This window comes from Sorangiineae bacterium MSr12523, assembly GCA_037157775.1.
GTDB classification, from domain to species: domain Bacteria; phylum Myxococcota_A; class Polyangia; order Polyangiales; family Polyangiaceae; genus Pendulispora; species Pendulispora brunnea.
In genome coordinates, this window is sequence record CP089982.1 from 1,732,750 (window position 1) to 1,752,982 (window position 20,233).

Here is a 20,233-nt window from a genome sequence, read left to right on the forward strand (position 1 = left end):
AATAGGGACGTTTCCAATGAAGGAGAGGAACATCATGGTCTTCATGAATGCCGTAATTTCCAAGCTTGCATCGCCGATTCGCAGCCTTACGATCCGTCAAAGCCGATCGTGTGTACAGGTGCTGGCTGCCATGACCGTGTTGGGCGCCGCGCCCCAGGTGGCCTGCGGCAACGATTCAGGCGAATCATCGGTCGAGGAAAATGCCTCCGCGTCGTCTGTCTCGTCAGGTTCGGCTGGCTCGCGAAATCGATATGCCAATTACTTCATTAGCAGCTTCGGCAGCGATCAGCTGATGTTCTACAACGAGAATAGCGGTAAGTTCCTCGGTGTGCTCTTCGACGTGCCCAAGCCGGTGGCGTCTCAGATTGGGTACGGCGGCGACCTGTTCTTGTCGGCCTCCGGATCGGGTGACGTGTTGCGCTTCGACGGTTTCACCGGTGCATTCAAGGGCACCTTCATCCACGCGGGCGAGGGCGGTCTGACCAGTCCCACCGCACCCAACTTCGGGCCGGACGACTTGGCGTACGTCGGCGACCTGACGACGAATTCCATGCTGCGCTTCGACGCGAATGGCAAGTTCATCGATGTTTTCGCAGACCATGCGACCAGCGGCTTGTTGCTGCCCTTCATGCAGACCTTCGACGATACCTCGATGTACCTCGCCAGCGGAGGCACCAACAGCATTCTTCGTTGGGATCTGAAGACGAAGAAATTCCTCGGCGCATTCGTACCGCCGGGGAGCGGCGGATTGGTCAAGCCGATTGGTCTGGAATTCGGACCAGATGGCCACCTCTACGCGGGCAGCGCGGGGACGAATGCCGTTCTTCGCTACAACGGAAAGACCGGCGAATTCATGGATGCCTTCGTGCCCCCCGACACCGCGGGCATGAGCGATCCGCACGCGATTCGATTTGGCGGCCCGAATAGCAACTTGTACGTCGTGAGCACGGGCAACAATCAAGTGCTGGAGTTCGACCGCGTCACGGGTGCGTTCGTCCGGGTCGTGGCCGACGGTACGGCCGATGGGCTGTCCGCATCGCGCGGGCTCACGTTCACACCGCGGCCGATTTTCAATGTCTATGCCAGCATCGCGAACAATTCCACCGCGGATCTCGACCGCCGCCACAAGTTCCAGCACGTCTTCGTCGACCGCCGGCTCAAGGACTACAGCGATCCGTCGCCCCGGTCGAAGCTATTGTCCATCACTTCCTCGGACAAGAACGTCGACATTTGCGATGCGGTACGCGGCGCAAAGTACGGTGAGCCCGATTACGAGTTCGATTTGGACTTCAGCAACAAAACGGGGGTGAAGCAGCATTATACGATCACGTACATAGCTTCCAATAGTCACCGGCTGACGACGATCGCGACGACCGAGGTCGAAGTGCCGCCGCAGTGACGGACGTCGAGGTGTTTCATGGGAATTCCGAGAATCAAATACTACGATGCGCCGACGAAGGTCGATCTCGTTCGTTCGCCGCTTCCTTGGAAGGTGGAGCCGGACCGCGCGGCCCTGCTCGTTCACGACATGCAGAATTACTTCTTGCGGCCGTACGAGTCGGACGTGTTCGTCAACAAAATGGTGGCGAACATCGACGCCATCCGCCGGATATGCCACGCGCTGGACATCCCCACCTTCTACACGGCGCAATCCGGAGGACAGAGCGCGGGCATGAGGGGTCTCCTGCTGGATTTCTGGGGGGAAGGAATGCCCAAAGGGGCCGCGCAAGCCATCGTCCAAGGTCTGGAGCCCGTCGAAGGGAAAGACCAAGTATTGGAGAAGCATCGCTACAGCGCATTCGTGAAGAGTGATCTTCTCGAGCGACTCGCGCAGCAGCGGCGCAATCAGCTGATCATATGCGGAGTCTACGCGCATATCGGTTGTCAGGTCACGGCCACCGACGCTTTCATGGCGGATATCAAGCCGTTCTTCGTCGCGGATGCTTTGGGAGACTTCTCTTTGGAACGTCACGAGATGGCCTTGCGTTACGTTGCACATTGCTCGGGCAAGGTCGTGACCACCTCGCAAGTCCTGAACGAGCTGGTTTGAACAGGAGAGGAATGCGGGAAGGCGGAACGCTCGGTGTCCGTCTTCCCGCCTCTCGCGAAACGATACTTGAACGAGAGATGCGATGAATTCGACACGCCGAAGATTCGAAGGGAAGACCATTGTCGTGACGGGGGCGGCCCAGGGCATCGGCGAAGCCGTCGCACGTTGGCTCATCGCCGAGGGCGCTTTCGTTTACGCGCTCGATATCAACGAGGACCGACTCGCACGCTTGTCGGCCGGAATGAACAGGGAGCGTCATGTGATGGAGGCCATGGCCGTCGACATCCGCGCGCGCGACGGCGTCGAAGCGGCCGTGCATCGCATGGAGATGCAGCGACCCATCGATGGCCTGGTCAACGTGGCAGGTGTTTTGTACCCGTGCTCCTTCGAGGCCATGACGCCCGAACGTTGGCTCGAGACGTTCAACGTCAATGTTCACGGAACCTTCTTCATATCGCATGAAGTTGCGCGCAAGATGATCGGACGGGGCGGGGGCGTCATCGTCACCGTCGCCTCGAATGCAGCCAGCACGCCCCGCGTGGGCATGTCGGCTTATTGTGCGGCAAAAGCGGCCATCGCCATGCTCACCAAGTGCATGGGCCTCGAGCTTGCAAAGTACGGCATCCGCTGCAACGTGGTATCGCCCGGATCGACCAACACCCCCATGCTGAAGGCGATGGGGGAGCACGGGGAAATGCGCAATCGCAGGCTCATCGAAGGCGATTTGAATACGTATCGCACGGGCATCCCTCTCGGCAGAATTGCCGAGGCGGAAGACGTTGCGTCGGCCGTCGCGTTCCTCCTCTCGGAGGACGCAAGGCACATTACCTTGCACGATCTCGTCGTAGACGGCGGGGCCACACCCTGATCGACGCCACCGCCGCATTTCTCCTCTCGGTAAAGGCTGGAACGAATATGGATAGTCACGAGTCACTGGAACACGACCGATGGCTTCCCGGAGGATGGCGCCATGGCGGCCGCGCCACGGTAGCCGCGACGCTATCTCGGCTGCCGGGCCTGGTGGATGCCGTGGAGGTTCATCGACTGAAGTCGGAATTGGCGGCAGCCGGCGATGGACGCATGTTCGTCCTGCAGCTGGCCAACTCCGAAGAAGAGCGCTTCGAGGACTCGAGCTCGGGCCTGGTGTTCGAGCACACGAAGAATCTCGAATCGGTGGGGAAATATCTCGCGCTGATGCTGGGAAAGCCCGTGCTCCCCGTGGGACTCGTCGCCGGAAACTACTACGCCGGGCCGGACGCGAACCGCGTGCTTCAGGCCTACGAAGCCGCGCTCCTCGCCTTGGAATCGGTTCGCCGCAGTCGCACCAAAAGTTACACCTCGCACGAAGGGGCCAATCTTCATTTCGAAGAAGCGTTGGTGCGCCGGAGCAGTTCCGCCGAGGGGTTCTTCGCGTCGAGTGCGCATTTGCTCGGCCTGGAGACCACGAATCTGGCCGCGAGCAGCAGCGATGTGGAATTCCTTCGGGGCGTGCTCAATCCCATCGACGTGCGAATTGGACCGTGGCTGACGTCCAAAGAGCTCTTATCCCTCTGCGAACGTCTCAATCCCAAGAAAGAACCGGGAAAGATCGTCCTCGCAACGAGAATGGGAAAGGAGCTGACCGCGCTGCGGCGCTTCATTCGCGCACTGCGGGAGGCCGGCGCGCCGGTGGTTTGGATGTGCGATCCGGGATGGGGGAGCACGCCGGCGGAGCAGGCCGGCACCGGCGCGCGAATCCGTGACATCATCGCGGAGGCCGAGCGAACGGCGCGCCTTCACGACGACGAGGGCAGCCGGCTGTCGGGCCTGTGCTTGGAGATCCATCGAGAGCCGTTCATTGGAAGATCGGGCCGTTCGCCGCGGAATTCCCGACTGAGCTTTTTGCAGGCACTCCGTGTCTGCAGCGATTTTGCGCGAGCATACGGTGGTCTGGAATGAAATCCGTCACCTTCGACAATCCGTATCCAGGAATGCCCATTGGCGCCGTAGGGGCCGCGATTGCGCGCGCCTTCGAGAGCCGCTACCCGAAATCCTCGGGCGAATTTTTGAGCCTCTTCAGTTATGCCTCGCCGGAGGGAACCCGTTCGATCGTAGGGGCGGGCAGCGAGTTTCATGTCGAGGCCGTTCGAATGGGCGATACCCTTCGTATTCGATTGAAGCATCGAGCGGCGGTCGAGCGAGAATCGTCGTATCGGCTCCACGGCGGTGATTTCCACGCCGAAGTATTCCGGCACATGGCGGCCTTCGTCGACGAGCTGCGCCCTTTTCTTACGGACCATCACGGACTGCCGCCTTCGACTCCGTTGCTCGGTGGCTGGCGGTGCGGGACCCACCCGGAAAGCGTCGAAGAGCCGCTCGTATTCACCATCCCGCGCATCATTTGCCAGGTGAGCACGGATGCCATTCATTTCCGGTTCTTCGAAAGCGAGGAATGCACCGACATCGATGGAGACATCGTTGCGTTTTCGCAGGACCCGTCGCCGAAGGTCGATTTGAAAGTCGCCAAGCGGAAGGAGATACCCGGCTGCCGAGAGTACGTCGATACGCTGGTCGATCTCATCGCTGAATTGTCGCAGGAGGCGATGGACAAGGTCGTCCTTTGCCGCGAGGTCCGACTTTTTCTCGAGAGTGAAATATCCCCCGTTCAACTGCTCGTGCTGGCCGCATCCAGGACGAATGCGCGCTATGAATACGTGTTCCGATGGGGCGGGGGCGATGCGTGGATTGGTATTTCCCCGGAGATGTTGGTCAAAAAGGAGGGCGAACGGGTCGTCGTCGAACCATTGGCCGGCACGCGCAAAGGTTCCCACGCCACGGGGAAAAGCGGCCGCTATCGCGACGAGCTCCTCAACGACAGCAAGGAGGCCGAGGAACACGAGACCGCGGCGCGAATGTTTTACGAGAACCTGACCACCGTTTGCCGTCCGGAATCGATCGAGCAAACGGAATCACGGGGCATCATCGACCTCGGCTACGTGCAGCATCTCAAAAGCACGATTACCGGGAGCCTCGAGACGGGCATGAATGTATTTCACCTGCTGGCGGCCATTTATCCGCCCGCCACGATATGGGGAAAGCCGATCGCGCTGAGCGGCAGGCGCATTCGAAGTCACGAACGGATCGAGCGCGACTTCTTCACGGGCGGCCTCGGTTTCTTCACGCTGGAAGATGATGCCAACTTCGCCCTGGCCATCCGTACGGCGAGGATGTCTGGCAACGAAGTTCGGGTTTATGCCGGTAGCGGCATCGTCAAGAAGAGCGACCCTTATCGGGAGTGGCTCGAGACGACGAACAAGATGCAGCCATTTCTGGAATAGCGCCCGCCGACACGGAAAGGACCAGCTGAAGGAGAATGCAACGATGCGCGTCGCACGAAGGTGGTAAGGTTCATTCTCGGAGGGCGAATATGAAACTCACGAACTACCTCTTCTTTACGACGAATTGCGAAGATGCGCTGAAGTTCTATACGAAGTGTGGTTTTGGGGCCGTCGCATCCATGGTTCGCCATGGCGAGAATGGAATGCCCCTGCGAACGGAGTCGATGCGAGGGAAAATCATGCATGCCCATTTTACTGGGCCAAACGTGGATTTCTATGCCTCGGACAATGATGACGCCGAGCCGATGAGAGGCTTTGCGATGATCTTCATGTTGGACGATCGCGGCCAAACCGAGGTTCTTTTTCACAAGCTTGCCGAAGGCGGCCAGATCACGACCCCACTCGGGGTGCAGCCTTGGGGCGATTACTACGGTAAACTAACCGATAAATTTGGTGTCCAATGGATGTTGAATTGCACGTCGAAAACGTAAGCCCGATCGCAAAGAACGAATCGTCGGCTGCGGTCTTGCAGCTCATTTCGAACATGTGGGCCGTGCAAGCCGCGGCGACGTTCGCGAGGCTCTCGGGGCCCGATCATCTCGCTGCGGGGCCCAAGTCCGCGCATGCGCTCGCGGCCGATATGGGCGTCGACGCGGACGCGCTCGCGCGGCTCCTGCGCGGCATCGCGCGTGCGGGCATCGTGCAGCGGCAGGGCGAGGCGTGGGCGCTGACCGCGACTGGAAACCTGCTGCGTCGAGATGTGCCGGGATCGATGCGGGCCTTCTTGATCGTGCAAATGGCTCCTGCGCATTGGCTTCCGTGGGGCCAGATGGACCACTCGATTCGCACGGGCGGACCGGCCACGCACCTCACGCTCGGCATGGACTATTGGTCCTATTGCAAGAGCCACCCGGAGGAAGGGCGCGACTTCGCAGCGGCGATGACGAGCCTGTCGACGATGGCCATCGAGGCCGTGCTGGCCGCCGACGACTTTACGGGCGCGCGCTGCGTGGTGGACGTCGGAGGCTCGCACGGTGCACTCCTGGAGGCGATCTTGGCGCGCGTTCCGCATGCGCGGGGCGTGCTCTTCGACCTTCCGCATGTCGTCGAGGGCGCGGGGCCGGCATTGCGCGCAGCGAACCTGGTCGATCGCGTCGAGCTTTGCGCAGGCAGCTTTTTCGAATCCGTTCCGAGCGGCGGCGACACGTACCTTCTGAAGCATATTCTCCACGATTGGAGCGACAACGAATGTGTGACCATCCTCGGTAGGATCCGCGAGGTGCTTCCGAAGGACGGCCGCCTCGTCGTCGTCGATATGGTGCTCGACGAGCAAGGCCCGCCTTCACCGGCCGCGCTCCTCGACCTGAACATGCTCGTCATGCACACCGGTCGCGAGCGCACGCTCTCCGAGTTCGAGGTTCTCTTCCGACGCGCAGGGCTGCGCCTTTTTGCGCGCAAGACGACCGCGTCGCCTTTCGTCCTCCTCGACGTGCGCACGGCTTGAATCGATGCTCGTCATTCGCGTTGTTCGCGCGCGCATGCTAGGACGGCATCCCGCAGCACGCGCGAAATCCGATCCCGCAGCGCCTTGTCGCGCACCGAGCGTGCGACCGTAACGCCGCCCGCGAACAGCGCCATCATGACGATGGCGCGCGCTTCGCGTCCTTCGGCGTTCCCCCCGCGCAGGCCTTTCGCGAGCGTTGCGACGATCGAGAGGAACTCTTTCTCGAAGGCGGCCTTCGTCTTGACGTCGCCTCGCGCGACGTCGCCGCTCAGACTGGGCAGCGCACAGCCATCCGCGAGATCGCACGTGACCCTCTCTGTGAAATAGAAATTGGCCAGCGCTTCGACCCACGCGTCACCGGCTTGCGCCTGACATTGCTCGATGCCGCGGCGCAGGTCTTCGAGACCGTTGCTGAGGGCCGCGCGAAAGGCTTCCGCCTTGGAGCGAAAGTGCCCGTAGAACGCTCCCGAGGTCACACCCGCATCGCGGGCGAGCCCGTCGATGCCCGTAAGGCTGAAGCCTTCCTTGCGGAAGCCCCGCCCCGCCGCGTCCAGGATTCGGAGCCTCGTTCTCTCCTTGTGCTCGGAGCTGTAGCGCATCTTGGCCGTCAGAATAACAGCGTGAGGCGGCGACGCCAGGGGCGCAAGGCTTAAGATCGAGATCGTTATCTATCGACCTTGACGATTGGATAGCGTCCGTTATCTATAGCCAGACAGCTGCGGGTGACGCCCCGAGGGGGGACCCGCCGTACGACCATTTCCTAGCCAAGAGAAGGGGAAGTCATGCCTATCGCAATCCAGCTCACACCGGGGCTGCTGACGGAGGCCGGCCAGCGCTCCGTGTTTTCCCGCATCGCCGAAGTTCTTCTCGACGTTCATGGCCTCAAGGGCAACAAGTTCATGTCGCGCACCGTGATCGGGCACGTCACGACATTGCCGGAGGGGGCGGCCTACGTGGAGGGCAAGCCGCAGTCGCTCGCGCTCATCGAAATCAAGGTGCCGTCGGTCACCTTTCCAAATCGCGAGGTGCAGCAAGCCTTCGTCGAGCGGGTCACCGATGTCATCGACGAGCTCAAGGCCGGGCCCCACCCGCGGAATCGCACCTTCGTCAACGTCACCTACGCTGTCGATGGCACATGGGGCATCGCGGGCAAGGCGTACACGAATGCCGACTTGGGCGAGGGGATCGCCACCGGATAGTGCTGCTTTTCGCACTTCGTGGGGTGCCGTCGGCGCGCGTGTCCAGCGCGATCGATGGCGCCCTCACGAACCGCTCACCGCGACACGGCGAGCTTGATGCCCAGTGCGATGAAGATGGATCCCGCCACCCGATCGAGCCACATGGCGGTCGTCGGCCGGCGGCGGAGTTGCGCGCCAATGGCCCCGGCGAAGTAGCCCAAGGTGCCGAAAAGGACCGCCGCTTGAACGGCAAAAAGGATCCCGAGAAGGCCCGTTTGCAGACTGACGTGGCCACGGGAGGGATCAACGAATTGGGGCAAGAAGCTCAAAAAGAACAATACGACTTTGGGATTGATCGCATTGGCCACGAGGCCGCGGCGGAACACGGTGCCAAGGGACCCGGTTTCGCTCTTGTTGGTCTCGCTCGGGCCGCCCTCGGCCGGGAGGCTCGCACCGCGGCTGCGGATCGCGTTGATGCCGAGCCACACCAGGTAGAGCCCGCCGGTCATTTTCAGGGCGGTGAAAGCAACCGGGGAGGCCGCGATGAGTGCGCTCACGCCAAGAACGGCCAACAGGGTGTGACTGAGGCAGCCCATGGCGCACCCAAAGCCGAACACCATTCCATGACGCCGTCCCCGCGAGGCGCCGAGGCTCAAGACCATCAGGTTGTCTGGGCCCGGCGACAAGGTGATGAGCAGCGCGGCGGCGAGGAAGCCGGTGAATTGGGCGAGGGTCAGCATCGTCGCATGGGTTTCTGCACCGAGATTGTCTTTCGAGCAATGCGAAAATCCTGCGTTGCGATCGCGCTCTTCTCGTGACGAAGTCTGCTATGCGCGAAGGCATGCCTTACAGGTGCATTGGCGACCTCGTTCCACTCAATCTCGGCAGGGGAGAGACACGTCTTAATTACGATTATGCGGCCCCCGCGATTCGCGCCGACGGAATGCACGCCGTGCTCCCGGGACGCCGCTCGCGCCGCATGCGACGATGGATGACGAGCGTGCGACCTTCTTCACGGCGATCTGCACCATGGCAACATTCTCGCTGCGGGTGAGGGGTCATGGACCGCGATCGACCCAAAGGGCATCCTCGGCGAGCGCGCCTCCGACACGATGGCCCTTTTGGGCAATCCCATGCCCGACATCGCGCGTTGGCCCGATCTTCCGCGCATCCTTCGCCGCCGGATGTCCCAGCTCTCCGGAGGACGGCGACGACGAGGGCCACGCCATCGCCGCGACGGTAGCAGCGGCACTCCTACCATGACGACCGAAGGTCCGACGACCGCCGAAGGTCCGACGACCGAACGATTGCCGGGGGCGTGCCACGAGCCGGACCGCCCGTTCGAAGTGCATCGAGAACGATGTCGGTCAACGTATTGACGGTGGCCGCGACGATTCAAATCTGTGCGTCGAAATGCCTCGATATCGTTCGTTAGTAATGATGATATCTATAATATAAAAGATTGCGCTTTCCGACTTACAGGCTTTACAGCGGTCTTCAAGAAGGTAATGCTACCCGCCCATGGGGAGACGTCGGGCCCACCGCATGGTGCTTGCCGGCATCGTTGCGGTCACCGCCACAGCGTGCGGGTTTATCTACGATCCGGACCAGCTAGGATCGTCCGCGTGCACCGACTGTGATGCCTCCCGCAACGACGTGCGGAATTCCGCACACGACACGGATGCCGGGGGATCGGCCCAAGAAGCTTCGGATGGCCCGTTGCGTCGCGGCTGTCCATACCTCGAGCCTGTGGCATTTTGCCGCGACTTCGACGATGGGAAACCATTTGATACCTCCTTCACAAAGAGCACATCGCCAGGTGGCTCTTTGTCGGTCTCCCCTGACTCCTACTCTCCGCCTCGGTCCTTCGTTGCGAGCGTTCCGGCCGCTGGCGTCGGCGCGCCGCAACGCTTGGCGTCGATGTACAAGCAATTCAACGACGTCGTGGCGGGCGGAGGGCCCACGGACATCCGATTTGCTGCCAATATCCAAGTCGAGCAATATGACACTGGCCAACTCGTACCGGTGGTCAACGTCTTCTTTGGCGATGCAGGCTCGGCCGACGAACATTATATTTCCCTGCAGCTCGCAGATGATCGCGCCTACGTTGTCGAGGCTCAAACAAATCCGCGGTTGCAATACGTCTTTCCTTTCGGCCAGGTACCACCGGTCGGACGGGGCGAGTGGCCGCGCATCGATATTCATCTCGACACGATTTCTCGCCGTATTTCGGTAACCCTCGATACGGGGAGTGGGCCTCAAAATGTCGTCGACGGAACCCTCCATCTGGAATCGTGGAACAGACCGCATCCGCCTCTGTTGATCATTGGCGTCGGCAATGTTGACTATGCGGGTAGCGCGTTGCGCGTAGGCTTCGACGATATCGTCTTCGACATGAACTAGTGGCTCGGGGGTGTCGTCTCGACGCCGCAGGCGGACTGCCCACGACATCGAATCCTATCCGAGTCGAAGTGCGATATGAACGCATGCGCCTGCAACGTATTCTGTCGAAGTCCTCTGTACGAACCGCGGAATGCGATAACCTCCCAGTCCGTGATGGCGGGGCAAGTTGGACCGATGGACGAGTCCGCGCGACTTCTTGGGCGCTATGCGCTGTACGGTGAGATCGCCACCGGCGGCATGGCGACGATTCACTTTGGCCGATTGCATGGCGACAGTGGTTTCTCGCGCACGGTGGCGATCAAACGCCTTCACAAGCAGTTTGCGCGGGATCCCGAATTCGTATCGATGTTTCTCGACGAGGCGCGGCTCGCCGCGCTCATACGTCACCCGAACGTGGTCCCCACGCTCGATGTCGTGTCGACGGAGGGAGAGCTCTTCGTCGTCATGGAATACGTGCACGGCGAGTCGCTATCCACCCTCATCAAGGGCGAAACCGCGAAGAAGCAGCGCATTCCGCCGCAGGTCGTGGGGGCCATTCTCTCCGGCACGCTCCAAGGTCTCCATGCAGCCCACGAGGCCCGCGACGAACGCGGCGAGCCCCTTTCCATCGTTCATCGCGACGTGTCGCCCCACAACGTGCTCGTGGGCGTCGACGGTGCCGCCCGCGTGCTCGACTTCGGCATCGCCAAGGCCGCGGGCAGTCTGCACACCACGCGGCAGGGCGAGATCAAAGGGAAGCTCCCGTACATGGCGCCCGAGCAACTCATGGGCGAGCCGGCGACGCGCCTCGCGGACGTTTATGCGGCGTCCGTGTGCCTTTGGGAAGCGCTCACGGGACGCCGTCTTTTCTCGGGAACGAGCGAAGCGGACGTGCTCAACAAAGTGCTCCTCGACGACGTACCACCACCGAGCTGCTACGCGCCCGAGCTCTCCAAGGCCGTCGACGAGGTGGTGCTGCGCGGGCTGTCACGCGATCCGCGCGATCGCTTTCCCTCGGCGTTGCAGATGGCGGTCGCCTTGGAGCGCGCGTTCGGTCGCATCGCGACGACCCATCAAGTGAGCCAATGGATGGATCGCATCGCAGGGCCGCAACTGCAGGAGCGCCATCAGAAGGTCCAGGCGATCGAGCAACAGGGCAATCGCGCAAGCGAAGGGCAGGCGAGTCAGCGCACGCCCAGCCATGGAACCGTGATCGCCGACGAACCGTCGCTCTCCGCAGCCACGCGTGGAATCCCTGTCTCGGAGAGGGAGCCGGCGGACCCTTCCGATCCGTGGCTCACCCTGGTGTCACGAAGGCAGCGCCTGAAGAGAAATCTCCTCTTCGTGCTCGTTGCGGTGCTCGTGCCGGTGTTGATCATCGTAGGAATCACGGCATGGGGTGGGCCAACGCGGCCTGCCGCGGCTCCGGCCAGTGCTCCGCCGCGCCCTGCTTTGCCCAGCGCCGAGACGGTGGCTGCGCCGGCGAGCGCCTCCACCGACGCCGTCCTGGAGTTTCCCGCGACTTCGTCCACCCTCGCGCCGAGCGCCGCCAAGGCCCCTTCCGTTCCGCCGTCGAAGGCGACGTGCAGCCCGCCCTACTACTTCGATTCCGCAGGAAGAAAGCGATACAAGCGCGAATGCTTCTGATCCGACGAGAGCACATGCCCATGCGTGGAGCCCGGCCCCTGCTGCTGGCGACGGCGCTCCTTTCCGTCAGCATCGGTTCGGCCCGTACGCTTCGAGCCGCACCCACGCCGTCCGCGAAGGACGCGTGCATCGATGGCGCCGACGAAGGCCAGTCCCTTCGAGACGAAGGCAAGCTGCGCGAAGCCCGCGCGCGACTCCTGACGTGCGCCAATGCGGCGTGCCCGAGCGCCATCGCCAAGGACTGCGGCACGTGGCTGGCCGACGTCGAATCACGAATGCCCACCGTGATCGTGAGCGCCGTCGACGCCGCCGGCAACGATCTGGTCGACGTGAAGGTATTTCTCGATGGGCAACCGTTCCTCGAGCGCCTCTCGGGCACGGAAGTGAGCATCGACCCGGGCCCGCACCGGCTTCGCTACGAGTACACCACCGATGCCGCTGCACCCCCCATCGAGGAGAACATCGTCATTTACGAGCGCCAGAAAGGACGCGCGCTCGTGGCGAAGTTTCGCGCGGCCGAACCCGAGCCGCCTCCGCAGCCCGCACCCGTCGTCGTGCTGCGCAAGCCATCCCCACCGATTGCCGCTTACGTCGTCGGTGGCGCGGGGCTCATCGCATTGGGAAGCGCCGCATTTTTCGGTCTGCGAGGCCGCGCCGATTACTCCAAATTGGACGACAGCTGCGGTCGAACCCATTCGTGTCCGCAGTCGGACATCGATGCGGTGAAAACGAAGTTCACCATCTCCGATATCTCACTTGGAATTGGCATTGCAGCCATCGGTGTCGCCGCCGTCCTTTACTTCACACATCCCAAAGAGACGGTCGAACAGCGAACCGGCTCCGCGCCGCTCTTGAATCACGCGGTGCTCGTCCCCACGCGTGGCGGCGGGTGGATGGCGGGATACGAGGCGGCATTTTGACGCTCATGCCGTGACCGATTGAAGCACCGCTCGAACCGCCGATTCCAGCGCGGGACGCAATACCTGGGGCGGCGCATGCCCTCGCACGAGATGGCGCCGTACTGCGCCGTACGGAAGATCGATCACCGCCAGAACCACGGTATCGAGCGGTGCGGACGCACCCGCAATGGCTGCACCGAGGCGGCGCATCGCGCGAACCACAGGATCGTTCAGCGTGCGCAATGTCTCGGCGAGATCCGCCGGGGCCTCGCGCATCAAATCCTCCCGGCGGAACAACGAGGCAATTTGAGCGTCCTTCCGACAGTCGCGCGCAAAATCGAAAACCGACAATGCCGCAGCCACCGCGGCCTCCCGCGGATCCTCGTGCGCCGCCAATGCATCGAGAAAGACCCGTTGCGAGCGACGAATGGCGCGGATCCACATCTGCGCCAATAGGCCATCCCGCGAACCGAACCGGTGGTAAATCGACCCCGAGGGCGCCCCTGCCGCGTCTGCAATGGCGCGCGTCGTCGCTCCGCTTACCCCGCGCTCCAGGACGATGTCGCGCGCGGCGTCCAAAATGTCGTCCGCGGCGTGAATGCCATCTCTTCCCACGCCATCGATCGTAGCCACCTTGACGTACTAGAGCAAGTGCTCCAATAAATAGAGCAAGCGCTCTAGAAAGGAGACACCCGCACCATGAACGAGAATCAGGACCCGCTCAGCGTGACCCACCGCCTCTACGAGGCCTTTCGCGAAGGAAACAGCGCCGCTCTCTCCTCCCTCCTCCATCCCGAGTTCACGGGACACGTGAGCGATGGAATGCCCGCGGGCGTGGGCGGTCCCGTGGCGGATCGCCAGGGAATGCTCCGCGTGTGGGGCACCATTGCCGCCCAGTACGACGTGCGGCCCATACCGGAGGAGTTCATTCGCGCGGACGCGTCTCGGATTGTCGTTCTGGGACACTATCGCGGGAGCGGCCATCGCGCGGGCGGTGGCGGGCCCATCCGCGCTGCATTTGCGCATATTCTGGATATTCGCGACAATGCCATCGTCTCGCTGAAGCAAATCACCGATACGGCATCTTGGTCAGTGTAGATGCCGAATCCACAACGCGCGCACCTCCAATACGGACGGTAATCGGCGCGGACGTGCGCCCGGATGCCACTGAAGTCTTTGTTCTGCTTCCATGGACCGATCGCTCGGCGAGCCAACATAGTATAGCCCGATCCCCACCTGACCATATAGCTAGGGGGGGAAGGGGATACAGCCATGCGATTGCTTGTCGTGCCCACGAGCATTTTGCTCGCCCTCGCAGCATGCAGTTCATCGGACTCCAATTTCGCCGATTCCAATGAGGTGACGGAAAGTCCCGTCGATAACGAGGCCGTTCTCGCCAATTGTACCGGCACTTCCCCGTATGACGCGTGGGTGGCAGATCCCAAGCTGTGCGTCTACGTCTATGCGACCGGTCTTGGCGATGCGCGTCAAATTGCGTTTGCGCCAAATGGCGATTTGTTCGTCAACAACGGAAGTGTAACCGTGTTGTGGGACGACAATAAGAACGGCCAAAGTGACTCCAACGAGAAGGGCACCTTTGCGACCGCTTCAGGTCTCAATCATGGCATCGCCTTCTCGCGCGACGCCAAGTTCCTTTACGCTTCGAGCGGATCCACCATTTATCGCTGGGCCTACAATGGCGGTCGAAAGGCCACCGGCTCGGCGCAGGTCGTGGTGAAGAACATCCCGACCGGCGGCCACTCGGCCCGCACCTTGGTGTTCGACTCCAAGGGGCGACTCTACGTGAACGTGGGCTCCAATGCCAACGTCGACACGTCGCAGCAGCTTCTGGACACGCGCGCGCAGGTCCGGCGCTTCGCCATTCCTGCAAGCATTCCGTCCGGCGGCATCGACTATTCCACCGGCGAGGTCGTGGCCAAGGGTTTGCGCAACGAAAATGGTCTCTACATCGACGGGCAAGACCGCCTTTGGGGCGTCGAAAATGGTCGCGACAACCTCAGCGATCCGGATTTTGGCGGCGACATCCACAACGAGAACCCGGCCGAGAAGATCAATCTGATCGACGGTACGGGGTCGAAGTTCTACGGTTATCCCTACTGCTACACGGAATTCAAGATCCCCGGCGGTAAGGGACCCGGCACCCTGTGGGCGGACCAAACGTTTTCCCACAACCACAACGACGCATGGTGCCAAAACCCGGCGAACGTGCACCCGCCGGCGTTTGCCATGCAAGGACATTGGGCGCCGCTCGGCCTCATTCAGTACACGGGCAACTCGCTCCCCTATGCAAACGATCTGCTCATCGCCGTGCACGGATCGTGGAATCGCTCGCCGGCCACCGGGCGGCTCATTGCGCAAGCGCACTTCGAAAACGGCAAAATCGTTTCGGTGAACCCCATCGTGGGCCAGAAGAACGCGTCGGGTGGCCTGCAACAGGGCACCTGGGACGCACGCCCGGTCGACGTGCGCCAGGGCCCCGATGGTGCCGTTTACTTCTCCGACGACGAAGGCGGCCGAGTCTTCAAGGTAGGCTACCGCCAGTAGGAAATATCAACGAACCTTCTCGCCCGAGGATGTCCACTCTCGGGCGAGGAGGCCATAGAGAAGTGAGTCGCACCATTCCCCTTTGAGAAACCAGTTCTCTCGGATGTGACCTTCACGCTTCATTCCTAGCTTTTCCGCGAGCCGCTGGGAGGCGATGTTCCGCGGATCCGTGTCGGCGAAGACACGATGCAATTGCTGGTTGCCAAAGCCGAAATCGAGCAGCTTTCGCATGGCCTCGACGGCGTAACCCTGACCCCAGGCGGCCCGTCGGAAGCAATACCAAATTTCCGCTTCGCGGTGCGCGGGGCGGCGGACGTTGAGTCCCACCTTGCCAATGACGGTTTGGTCGCTCCGCGTCACGACGGCGAGTTCGAACAGCGTGCGCGGATTGCTCGCCAGCGTGTCGGCGCGGGCCTTACGGATGCGTTCCAGCGTTTCGTCCAGCGAGAGTGCGGCGTCGAAGCCTTGGTAGCGAATGACCTCGGGATCTCGTTCGTAGACGTTCACGTCGACATGGTCGGCGTCTTCGAATTCGCGAAGGACGAGGCGAGGGGTTTCTAGGGTAAGCGGATACATGGTGGCGTGGACGATAGCACGTCATGCTTGGCGTCCATGGCTCCTGACGCAAAGCAACATTTTCGAAACATGGAAACGTGTGCATCACAAAAGTGATTCGCCTCGGAAAATAGGAAATCGCACTGCGCAAAGTTGGCATAGGGTGCCGCGCATGACATTTCGAACTTCGGCGAAGAACTTCGCCTTTGGTCTTGCTGGCGTCGTGGGCGCGGTCGGATGCAGTTCGAATTCGGGGGAGGACAATCCACTCTCGAAAACGAGCGCCTTACTGCAAAGTCCCGCAATCGTGGTGGAAAACAATGAGACTCAACCGGTTTACTCGTACGAAGCCGCGATTCGCGAGGTCATTTACGTCGAGGCGCCCATCGACAGCGACGCCGACGGAAAACCGGACCTCATCGCCCTCGACGTGATGCGCCCGAAGGAGACCGACGAAGGTCTCAAGGCGGCGACGGTCATGGAGGCGAGTCCTTATTATAGCGATGCCGCGGCCGCATTCGGCGCGAACAAGTCGCTCGATGGGCGGCAGATCCCGGGCATTGCACCGCGCGGGTTCGGTCGCTGGTACGACGAGTTCTTCGTCCCGCGCGGTTACGCCGTGGTCGAAGTGGAAATGCAGGGCACCGCCCGCTCCAAAGGCTGCCCCACCACCGGCGGAAAAGAGGATACGGCGTCCATCAAAGCCTCCATCGATTGGCTGAATGGGCGCGTCAAAGGCTACCACGCCGACGGCACCGAGGCGGTGGCTTCGTGGAGCACCGGCTCGGTGGGCATGCTCGGTGTCTCCTACAATGGCACCTTGCCGATTGCCGTGGCCTCGACCGGTGTCGAAGGCTTGAAGACCATCGTGCCCATTGCGGCCATTTCGAGCTGGTACGACTATGCGCGCGATCAGGGAATCGGCTACGGCGGTGGCTGGGACAAGCGGTACCCGGAGTGGCTCGCGAATTACGTGATTAGCTCCTCGCAGAAGTCGGTGTGCGCCGCCGCGGTCACCCGGCTGGGCGACAATGCGGGTGATGACACCTTCGATTACACGCCCTTCTGGGAAGAGCGCGATTACCGAAAGGACATCGACAAGGTGAAGGCGGCCGTCTTCGCCGTTCACGGTCTGGAAGACTGGAACGTGAAGACACGCCATTTTGGCAAATTCTGGTCGCTCATTCAGGAGCGAAACATCCCGCGCAAGGTGTGGCTGCATGCCAACGCGCACGTCGATCCGGTGAGCATCCGCGCGGACGAGTGGAAAAAGGCCATGCACCACTGGATGGATCATTGGCTCTACGGCATCGAGAACGGCGTTCTCGAGGAGCCGATGGCCACCATCCAGCGCCCCAACGGCACCTGGGAAACGCACGCGGGCTGGCCGGAGCCGGGAACCCACGACGTCTCGCTCTATTTCGGCCCCGCGGGCAATGGGTTGACCGGCACCCTGCAGTCGGCGCCGGATACGTCGGCGACGAAGCAATCGCTGACCAGCAGCTCGTCGCAAACCGAGAGCACCATCGTGACCAAGCCCGAGGAGTCCCGCGCCTACCGCCTTGCGTATGCCGGGCCGGTTTTGGCGAATCCGGTGCGCATCTCCGGCACCGTGCGCGTGCGCGCGTCGCTGCAATCGAATACCGCGAGCACCCCGGTCACGGCGCTCTTGGTCGACTATGGGGAATCCACCAGCGCCGCACCGCTCGATTTCTCCTACGGTGAACTCATGGCCATGCCGTGCAGTCTGGCCGATCTCGTGAACAAGACCGGATGCGCCGCCCCCAAGCAGGACGTGATGGTCACCACCAGTGCGCGCATCGTCTCCAAAGGTGCCATCGATCTGAAAAACCGGGAATCCGTCGCCACACCGAGCCCCGTCACCCCGGGCCAGAGTTACCAAGTCGAGTGGGAGATGCACCCGAAGGACTGGATCTTCCCCTCGGGCCATCGCATCGGCCTCGTGATCACCGCAAACGACTACCAATACGTCAACGTCGATACCCAAGCGGGCAAGCTCGACATCGCCTTGCAGTCCAGCAGCGTCACCCTGCCCGTGGCCAGCGGCCTCGAATAGTCATTGGAATGCATTCATGAGCGCGGCCTCATCGCGTGTTCCCATGCGGACGAACAGTGGCAATGTATCCAGGTCCGCAGGGTAGTCGCGAAGATCGGTGGGGCCGCGTAGCGTGCGGCGTTGGGTGACGTCGAACCAGGTGCCCTCGGGCAGGTGCACGTGGCGCGCCTTCGCGTCGGCCACCACGGGGGCGGCCAGCAGCGAATCACCGAGCAGCCACTCATCGGTGATCTCGTATGCCGCCGCGTCGTGCGGAAACTCGAAGAAGAGCGGCTTCATCATGGGCTCGCCCTCCGCAATGGCGCGGTCTTTCTGCCGCAGAATGTACGGCAAAAGCCTCCCGTGCAGCTGCACCGCCTCCCGGTATAGGCGCACCGTCTCCTCGTCGTAGCCCCGCGGCGAGGTCGACGAATAGAGCACCGGCATCGCCGCGGCGACTTGCGCCCATCGCACGAGCACCTGCTTGCTCGGCGGCGGCTGGTCCAACGAGCCGCCAATCATGTCCGTCGCCAAAAAGGGATACCCCACCGTGGCCAGTGCGAGATTCTGCGTCACCGACGAACGCAGGGAATCCCACCCGGTCCCTTTGTCGATCTGCCGAATGACGAACCCATCGCGCTGCGCACCGGTCCAATGCGTGCGGATGCCCATTCCCTGCAAATCGAAGCCCCGCGCCATGTCCGCGCCCAGCCGCTGGTAATCGCGCATGGTCAAATCCGGCGTATACGGCGCACACCGTTCATCGAAAAAGCGCGTATCGAATTTGAACCCGTCCACGCCCAAGTTCCGCTCGAGCGCGTGAAGCTCCCCGAGGTACCAAGCGCGCGCCTCGGGATTCGCCAGATCGACGATGCCCGCCTTGCCGTTCCACCACGTCACCGTGCACGGCACGTTCGCGTCGTCCTTCGACTTCAGCAGGTAACCGCGGTTCGTGGCCAATTGATAATTGTCCGCGTCGAGGTTGATCCACAAAGTGACCCACAGTCCAAAGTGGTACCCCATGGCGTGAATCCGGTCGGACATCACCTTGGGCTCGGGGAATTTCTCGTTGAAGGTGAAGTCGCCATAATGGCTCATCCAGCCGTCATCGAGGCTCACCGTGTGGCTGGGAATATCCGCCTCGTGGATCTTCTGTGCCCAATCGAGAAAATCCTTCTGCGTCACGTCCGCGTAGAACTGCCCCCACGAGTTCCATACGGTTTTCTCGTATTGGACATCCGTGGCGTCGCTTTCCGCGGGCTTGCCCGCCAAGGCGACATAATTGCCAAATACGTCGCGCGGCGTGTGCCCGACGAAGACGCTGGCATCGAGGCTCTCCGTATCGTGCACGGCAAAGCCGGCGACCTTGTCCTGGTAGGCGCCCATCGACACCGTCATCAACTGCGTCGTGTGCATGACGAAGCCCGCCGACGACTGCGTGAACCAAAACGGCTCCACCATGTTGTACGAGGCCGGCGCAAAGGCGGTATCCAGAGGCCGCCCGCCGAGTTCCCCGGGGCGATCCAGCGGCCACGCCTGCTCGGTGTAGGGACCGCCGTTTCGCGTCTTCGTCTCACCGTGGCCGTACCAATGGCCCGACGCCGGCATGTCGTAATGCAGGGCCACCCAGTCCAATTTGGCCTGCGTTTCCCCGAGAACATGTGCCGTGAGCCGGTAGCCGTCGTCCTCCGGCGCGAGCCGCACGCGCACGCGGCGGCCCGGATCCGTCGTATCCACCTCGATCGACACGGCGCCGTCCTGCCACGTCACGTCGCGGACGTTCGTCGTTCCGACCAGGCCCGATGCCGTATCGAAGTCGATGGCGGCCGGCTCCGCCGCCGTCGTTTGCAGCACGGTTTTCCCGTGCTGCCGCGTCACCAGGCGAAACGGCGACCGCTGAATGGCCACCTCGAACGCGGGGGCCGCCCGCGAAGCACCCACCGACAGCAGGCTTTCCGTCGCCGTGCTCTCCAGCGACGTCGCACGCGACGACGTCGTCGCGGCCACGGCACACCCCGCGAGCACCATCCCCACCGTTGCCAGTACCGGCTTGAGTCGTCGCATCATGGGCCTTTCGTTT

General features: G+C 62.2%; 20 protein-coding genes. 15 read left to right on the top strand and 5 right to left on the bottom strand.

The genetic code is table 11. From position 1 onward, the window contains the following. Positions 1-34 precede the first annotated feature (34 nt). From LZC95_06840 to LZC95_06870, 7 genes are all read left to right on the top strand, one after another. Complete coding sequence (locus LZC95_06840; GenBank protein ID WXA96554.1) at positions 35-1,399, top strand: hypothetical protein; 1,365 nt, start codon at positions 35-37, stop codon at positions 1,397-1,399. Positions 1,400-1,417: 18 nt separating this feature from the next. Then, on the top strand, positions 1,418-2,050 hold the full coding sequence (locus LZC95_06845; GenBank protein WXA96555.1) for an isochorismatase family protein: 633 nt from the start codon (positions 1,418-1,420) through the stop codon (positions 2,048-2,050). A gap of 82 nt (positions 2,051-2,132) precedes the next feature. Beyond that, entirely contained in the window at positions 2,133-2,918 is a 786-nt protein-coding gene (locus LZC95_06850; GenBank protein ID WXA96556.1) for a 2,3-dihydro-2,3-dihydroxybenzoate dehydrogenase, read from the top strand. A gap of 47 nt (positions 2,919-2,965) precedes the next feature. Next, entirely contained in the window at positions 2,966-3,988 is a 1,023-nt protein-coding gene (locus tag LZC95_06855) for a 3-deoxy-7-phosphoheptulonate synthase (protein ID WXA96557.1), read from the top strand. Continuing rightward, complete coding sequence (locus tag LZC95_06860; GenBank protein ID WXA96558.1) at positions 3,985-5,367, top strand: chorismate-binding protein; 1,383 nt, start codon at positions 3,985-3,987, stop codon at positions 5,365-5,367. The genes LZC95_06855 and LZC95_06860 overlap by 4 nt, the downstream gene beginning before the upstream one ends. Before the next feature lie 89 nt (positions 5,368-5,456). Next, a complete protein-coding gene (locus LZC95_06865) occupies positions 5,457-5,858 on the top strand; it encodes a glyoxalase/bleomycin resistance/extradiol dioxygenase family protein (protein WXA96559.1) in 402 nt (133 codons plus the stop codon). Further along, on the top strand, positions 5,828-6,871 hold the full coding sequence (locus LZC95_06870) for an SAM-dependent methyltransferase (protein WXA96560.1): 1,044 nt from the start codon (positions 5,828-5,830) through the stop codon (positions 6,869-6,871). The genes LZC95_06865 and LZC95_06870 overlap by 31 nt, the downstream gene beginning before the upstream one ends. 11 nt (positions 6,872-6,882) lie before the next feature. Here LZC95_06870 and LZC95_06875 read toward each other — a convergent pair whose 3' ends face one another. Continuing rightward, entirely contained in the window at positions 6,883-7,470 is a 588-nt protein-coding gene (locus tag LZC95_06875; GenBank protein ID WXA96561.1) for a TetR/AcrR family transcriptional regulator, read from the bottom strand. 183 nt (positions 7,471-7,653) lie between these two features. Here LZC95_06875 and LZC95_06880 point away from each other — a divergent pair, with 183 nt between their 5' ends. Further along, positions 7,654-8,070, top strand: coding sequence for a hypothetical protein (locus tag LZC95_06880; GenBank protein WXA96562.1), 417 nt, complete (start codon positions 7,654-7,656; stop codon positions 8,068-8,070). A 74-nt stretch (positions 8,071-8,144) separates the two neighbouring features. Here the strand turns inward: LZC95_06880 and LZC95_06885 are convergent, their stop codons facing one another. Further along, on the bottom strand, positions 8,145-8,789 hold the full coding sequence (locus LZC95_06885) for a LysE family translocator (protein WXA96563.1): 645 nt from the start codon (positions 8,787-8,789) through the stop codon (positions 8,145-8,147). Positions 8,790-9,086: 297 nt separating this feature from the next. Between LZC95_06885 and LZC95_06890 the strand changes: the two genes are divergently transcribed. The 4 genes from LZC95_06890 to LZC95_06905 all read left to right on the top strand — a co-directional run bounded on the left by LZC95_06890 (position 9,087) and on the right by LZC95_06905 (position 12,998). Next, positions 9,087-9,428, top strand: coding sequence for a hypothetical protein (locus LZC95_06890; GenBank protein WXB00304.1), 342 nt, complete (start codon positions 9,087-9,089; stop codon positions 9,426-9,428). A 166-nt stretch (positions 9,429-9,594) separates the two neighbouring features. Beyond that, on the top strand, positions 9,595-10,452 hold the full coding sequence (locus LZC95_06895) for a hypothetical protein (protein WXA96564.1): 858 nt from the start codon (positions 9,595-9,597) through the stop codon (positions 10,450-10,452). Positions 10,453-10,626: 174 nt separating this feature from the next. After that, the gene (locus LZC95_06900) at positions 10,627-12,078 is read left to right on the top strand and encodes a serine/threonine protein kinase (GenBank protein ID WXA96565.1); all 1,452 of its coding nucleotides are present in this window, start codon (positions 10,627-10,629) and stop codon (positions 12,076-12,078) included. 14 nt (positions 12,079-12,092) lie between these two features. Further along, positions 12,093-12,998, top strand: coding sequence for a hypothetical protein (locus LZC95_06905; GenBank protein ID WXA96566.1), 906 nt, complete (start codon positions 12,093-12,095; stop codon positions 12,996-12,998). 3 nt (positions 12,999-13,001) lie between these two features. Here the strand turns inward: LZC95_06905 and LZC95_06910 are convergent, their stop codons facing one another. Then, complete coding sequence (locus LZC95_06910) at positions 13,002-13,610, bottom strand: TetR/AcrR family transcriptional regulator (protein WXA96567.1); 609 nt, start codon at positions 13,608-13,610, stop codon at positions 13,002-13,004. Between the two features lie 66 nt (positions 13,611-13,676). Between LZC95_06910 and LZC95_06915 the strand changes: the two genes are divergently transcribed. Together LZC95_06915 and LZC95_06920 are read left to right on the top strand one after the other, a co-directional pair. Further along, a complete protein-coding gene (locus LZC95_06915) occupies positions 13,677-14,075 on the top strand; it encodes a nuclear transport factor 2 family protein (GenBank protein ID WXA96568.1) in 399 nt (132 codons plus the stop codon). A 174-nt stretch (positions 14,076-14,249) separates the two neighbouring features. Next, on the top strand, positions 14,250-15,542 hold the full coding sequence (locus LZC95_06920; protein WXA96569.1) for a PQQ-dependent sugar dehydrogenase: 1,293 nt from the start codon (positions 14,250-14,252) through the stop codon (positions 15,540-15,542). Between the two features lie 6 nt (positions 15,543-15,548). Here LZC95_06920 and LZC95_06925 read toward each other — a convergent pair whose 3' ends face one another. Further along, complete coding sequence (locus tag LZC95_06925) at positions 15,549-16,118, bottom strand: GNAT family N-acetyltransferase (protein ID WXA96570.1); 570 nt, start codon at positions 16,116-16,118, stop codon at positions 15,549-15,551. Between the two features lie 151 nt (positions 16,119-16,269). Between LZC95_06925 and LZC95_06930 the strand changes: the two genes are divergently transcribed. Further along, positions 16,270-18,174, top strand: a complete 1,905-nt coding sequence (locus LZC95_06930; protein ID WXA96571.1) for a Xaa-Pro dipeptidyl-peptidase — start codon at positions 16,270-16,272, stop codon at positions 18,172-18,174. Here the strand turns inward: LZC95_06930 and LZC95_06935 are convergent, their stop codons facing one another. Next, the gene (locus tag LZC95_06935) at positions 18,175-20,220 is read right to left on the bottom strand and encodes an alpha-galactosidase (protein ID WXA96572.1); all 2,046 of its coding nucleotides are present in this window, start codon (positions 20,218-20,220) and stop codon (positions 18,175-18,177) included. Between the last annotated feature and the right edge of the window lie 13 nt (positions 20,221-20,233).